Origin of the sequence: Entomohabitans teleogrylli, assembly GCF_001484765.1 — a bacterium.
Classification (GTDB): Bacteria; Pseudomonadota; Gammaproteobacteria; order Enterobacterales; family Enterobacteriaceae; genus Entomohabitans; species Entomohabitans teleogrylli.
In genome coordinates, this window is record NZ_LLXO01000068.1 from 1 (window position 1) to 4323 (window position 4323).

The following is a 4323-nucleotide window of genomic DNA, read 5'->3' on the forward strand; positions in this document are numbered from 1 at the left end:
GATGATTTCACGAAGGAGTGTCTGACGATCACCGCTGCTTTCGGTTTTTCAGGCGTTCAGGTCACGCGTATTCTGGACAGCATCGCGCTATTTCGGGGCTATCCGACGACAATAAGAACCGATCAGGGCCCGGAATTTACCTGCCGCGCGCTCGATCAATGGGCCTTTGAGCATGGTGTGGAACTACGGCTTATCCAGCCAGGTAAGCCAACGCAGAACGGATTTATTGAGAGTTTTAACGGACGCTTTCGCGATGAGTGTCTGAATGAACACTGGTTCAGCGATATTCTTCATGCCCGGAAAACGATTAATGACTGGCGGCAGGATTATAACGAGTGTCGGCCACATTCGGCACTGAATTATCAGACGCCATCAGAGTTTGCAGCACGGTGGCGAAATGGAAAATGTGAAGATAAACAAACCGACATTACTAACTGACGGTTGTAGCTAATACTGGGGGCAGGTCACCCCCTCTAATGATGAATGCACAGTATGCCTTTGCGATGAGGCGCACAAAACTTAGTCATCAATGGCAAAATAACTTGCTGTTTAATCTTTCTCATCTTAGCGTATCAAAAAATTGGTTTATACCAGATTGGTGAATATGAAAGACAAAAGCAATGTAGATATCATCCGGGAACGCCTTGAAAGGTGGTTGTCTGAGACAAATCTGGTCGCAGGCTCACGACTTCCTTCTGAGCGGGAGTTGTGCGAATTGTTGGATACCCGAAGGATGACATTGAGACAAGTTTTACTGGAACTAGAAGTTGCATCACTGATCTTCAGGAAAAATCGCAGCGGCTGGTTTATCGCTCCCAGACGTTTTATCTATAACCCTAAAGCACAGTCCAGCTTTAATGTAGAAGCCCGGGCTCAAGGGCGACATCCGTTTTGGGGATATATGGAAAAAGAATTCTGCAAAACACCTCCACCCGGTGTGATGAAGGCTTTCTCTGAAGATACTGGTAGCTATCGAATCACTGGCTGGTGTGGCCTTGACGGACATAAAGTCTTTTATCACGAATCCTACATTAATGCTGGCTTTGCATCAGGTTTTATTAATAAGATCATTAACCAGTCATTTGCAGATATCTGGGAAAAGGACTTCGGTCAGTTCCTGAGTATAAAAAGAATGGTATTTAAACCCGTAAAAATACCTGAGCAAGCATGTAAAGAGTTAGGTGTTGCACCAAATACTTTCGTCATCCTGATTGAAAAACATCGTGCAACACGAGAAAAAAGAGTAGTTCAGGTTGACTTTGAGTACTGGAGACTGGAGTCCGTTGAACTTTATATCGACGATGAATGAGGGCGAAAATGAAAAAAACAGAAAGAGCTCGTCTCGCTGAGCGAGCCAGGAATATTCCTCTATATTTACATGCTTATGCATTTCATTTAAATATGCGATACGAACAGGTTCTACCTGGAGATTTACTGGACATCGCTCATCAGCATCAATTACATGGCGTAAAGATTCATGTTGAAGATGGTGAAACTCAGGCCTTACAAATGATGAGTGACCATCAGTTATCTGATTTCAGGAAAAAAGCGGAAGTTTACGGACTGGACGTTAACATTGAAACAAGTGCATCAGATAAAAAAACGCTGGATGATGCCATCAGGATTGCCTTTGCAACTGGTGCTTCATCTGTACGTTTTTATCCCCGTTATGAAGGGTATCTGCATGATATAATTGAGAAAATACATCTTGATATAAGATATCTTTCTCAGTTTGATGATTGCGGATTAACATTCACGATTGAACAACATGAAGATATCAAAAGCGAGGAACTGGTCAGTCTGGTAAAACGTAGCGGGATGAAAAATCTTTCAATACTTTTTGATTTTGGAAATATGATTAATGCCAATGAAAGGCCTCTTGATGCGCTGAATATCATGGCGCCATATATAACACAAGTTCATATAAAAGATGCCAAAATTATCAGAGATGGTTCTGGCTGGGCGCATGAAGCATGTCGATCTGGATATGGGGATTTACCTATGGAAGATATGCTCAGGAAATTATTACTGCTGGGAGAGGATAAACCCCAGATAATTTCTTTCGGCCTTGAAGAGGAAGTCGATTACTTTGCTCCCGCTTTCCGCTTCGACGATGAGGGAGATAACCCATGGATACCCTGGAGAACGGCAAGTTATACGTCATTACCTGAAGATGATAAGGTTAACGAGCGTCTTAATCAGGAATCAGAATACGCAACAGAACAAATTAACTATATCAGAAATATATGTAATAAGTTTATTGATGAAAAAATAATTACTGATTAACATTTCACATCAACTTCCTAATCGTATTTTTATTATTCAGGTACGAGAATGGAAAATTATTACTCCCATTCATTTATATACGTGAAGGTATAACTATGTTCATGAATAAGTGGGCACGACTGTGCTTTTTAGTCCTCGGCGGAGGAACAATATTTAAACTCTCCAGTATGAAGGATGTTTTCTATGTTCCCATGCAAAATGACTGGGGTTTAACGAATACTCAAATTGGTCTTGGTTTTACTGTATATACAATCGTCCAGACAACTGGATTGTTTCTTTCCCTTTATATTGCTGACCGTTACTCAAAAAAAATACTATTGCCATTCGGGTTGATTGGTGTTGGATTATGCGGATTATATTTATCCACACTACCCTCGTTTACTGGTTACCTGTTATGTTTTGCGGCAATGGCTTTCTTTGGCGATGTTATTTTCTGGCCTGTATTATTAAAAGCGGTACGCCTGCTGGGGACACAGAAAGAACAAGGGCGAATGTTTGGTTTTCTTGAAGCCGGACGAGGAGTTGTGGATGTCATTATTGCGTCTGGAGCCTTGTTTGTTTTTGTACAATTCGGCGAAGGAAAAGCAGGTATGCAGGCGGGGCTGCTTTTTTACACTATAATTACGCTTATCGTTGGTATTATTACCTATTTTATTGTTGATGATGATGACAAAGTCACTGTGCAGGACAACAGTAGTGCAAATATAGAGGTTCTCAGGGGTATCAGGCATATCCTGACCTGTGCGAACGTATGGCTTGCTGCATTTGGAATATTTTTTGTTTATGCCGCTTACTGTGGATTAACCTATTTCATACCTTTCTTAAAGGATATCTATATGTTACCTGTAGCTCTTGTAGGGACATATGGCATTATAAACCAGTATGCGTTAAAAATGGTCGGTGGCCCGATTGGTGGATTCATTGCTGATAAAGTAACCAAATCTCCAACAGTCTATCTGAAATGGACATTCCTGATTGCTGCTATTGCCATGATCGTCTTCATTCAATTACCCCATCAGTCCATGAATGTCTATGTCGGAATGGCGGTAACGTTAGGATTTGGCGCAATCATTTTTTCACAGCGCGCCATTTTCTTTGCACCGATGGATGAGATCGGAATATCGCGTCAATACAGTGGTTCAGCGATGGCATTTGGCTGTATTATCGGTTATATGCCAGCAATGTTTGCCTATACCTTTTACGGTGCACTTCTGGATAATTTTAAAGGCATTACCGGTTACAACTATGTATTTAGCGTGATGGTGGTATTTAGCCTGATGGGTTTCCTATGTTCAACCCTTCTGGTAAAGAGGATAAAGAAACAAAAAATTGCCTCTGAAAAAGTGTAAACAATGAGATGGTCTTCCCCCTCCAGCACTGCAGTACCCATTTACGCTATGATGGATAAACTTTAATCAGAGAAAAGCAAGGGGGATACCATGTCTGAAATGAAAATTGATGCCAGTGTCCGGAAATGTCGTTAACTACCTGCGGTGTCAGTTGCTGCCCGGGATGCGCATCATTTATTCCGTGATTGATGACTTTGGTAATGTATTCCTGGTGAACAAACATAAGCGTCGTCTCAGCACCGTCTGGCAGATCCTGAAATTCCTGAGAGGATAGTGGCGATGCTTAAAGGACAGGTTTAACTTTTACAGGCTGACGCGCCGGAAGCTTGTCCAACCCCTCGTCTGTCCAGAAGCCAGTTTTGAACAGACGACGCGTTCGGAATGAAATGCTGTGGGTGTACCTGCTCTCATCCGGGCAGCAAAGGCGTTCTCAGTAGAGGATACTCAGTGGCGGATCTGCGCCAGGTCATCTTCGGTCAGACCGGTCATTTTCATTACGGTATTACGGTCAATGCCGTTCTGGAGCATGGTTCGTGCAATTTTAAGGGTGGCTTCGCGCTCGCCTTTTTCAATGCCACGTTGTTCTCCGAGCTGAATCCCCTTCTCGATGCCCTTCTGTTCAAGCTGTTGTGCGATGGTCATAAGTGCGTCTCCGTGTTGCGGCACACGCTGTGCCAGTTCGCGTACA

Annotated in this window: 6 protein-coding genes; 5 read left to right on the top strand and 1 reads right to left on the bottom strand. The window is 42.8% G+C overall.

Annotated features, from left to right (window positions below; genetic code table 11):
• The 5 genes from AQ981_RS25145 to AQ981_RS27805 form a co-directional block, all read left to right on the top strand.
• Positions 1-438 (top strand): integrase core domain-containing protein (locus AQ981_RS25145; protein WP_154675984.1); only part of this gene is annotated, 438 nt, incomplete at its 5' end.
• 166 nt (positions 439-604) lie between these two features.
• Positions 605-1309 carry a GntR family transcriptional regulator gene (locus AQ981_RS25150; RefSeq protein ID WP_058914493.1) on the top strand — a complete coding sequence of 235 codons (705 nt, stop codon included), beginning with the start codon at positions 605-607 and terminating at the stop codon, positions 1307-1309.
• Positions 1310-1317: 8 nt separating this feature from the next.
• Complete coding sequence (locus AQ981_RS25155) at positions 1318-2286, top strand: sugar phosphate isomerase/epimerase family protein (RefSeq protein WP_058914496.1); 969 nt, start codon at positions 1318-1320, stop codon at positions 2284-2286.
• A 101-nt stretch (positions 2287-2387) separates the two neighbouring features.
• Entirely contained in the window at positions 2388-3635 is a 1248-nt protein-coding gene (locus tag AQ981_RS25160; protein ID WP_121500744.1) for an MFS transporter, read from the top strand.
• 109 nt (positions 3636-3744) lie between these two features.
• Positions 3745-3909, top strand: a complete 165-nt coding sequence (locus AQ981_RS27805) for a hypothetical protein (protein ID WP_154675985.1) — start codon at positions 3745-3747, stop codon at positions 3907-3909.
• 170 nt (positions 3910-4079) lie between these two features.
• On the opposite strand, the gene AQ981_RS25165 is transcribed toward AQ981_RS27805, so the two are convergent.
• On the bottom strand, positions 4080-4323 hold a 244-nt coding region (locus AQ981_RS25165), incomplete at its 5' end, for an Rpn family recombination-promoting nuclease/putative transposase (protein WP_121500743.1).

Bases quoted from the DNA above. Each gene is read 5' to 3' on its own strand.
- AQ981_RS27805 (WP_154675985.1), top strand. From the start codon at position 3,745: ATGCCAGTGTCCGGAAATGTCGTTAACTACCTGCGGTGTCAGTTGCTG.
- AQ981_RS25155 (WP_058914496.1), top strand. From the start codon at position 1,318: ATGAAAAAAACAGAAAGAGCTCGTCTCGCTGAGCGAGCCAGGAATATT.
- AQ981_RS25160 (WP_121500744.1), top strand. From the start codon at position 2,388: ATGAATAAGTGGGCACGACTGTGCTTTTTAGTCCTCGGCGGAGGAACA.
- AQ981_RS25150 (WP_058914493.1), top strand. From the start codon at position 605: ATGAAAGACAAAAGCAATGTAGATATCATCCGGGAACGCCTTGAAAGG.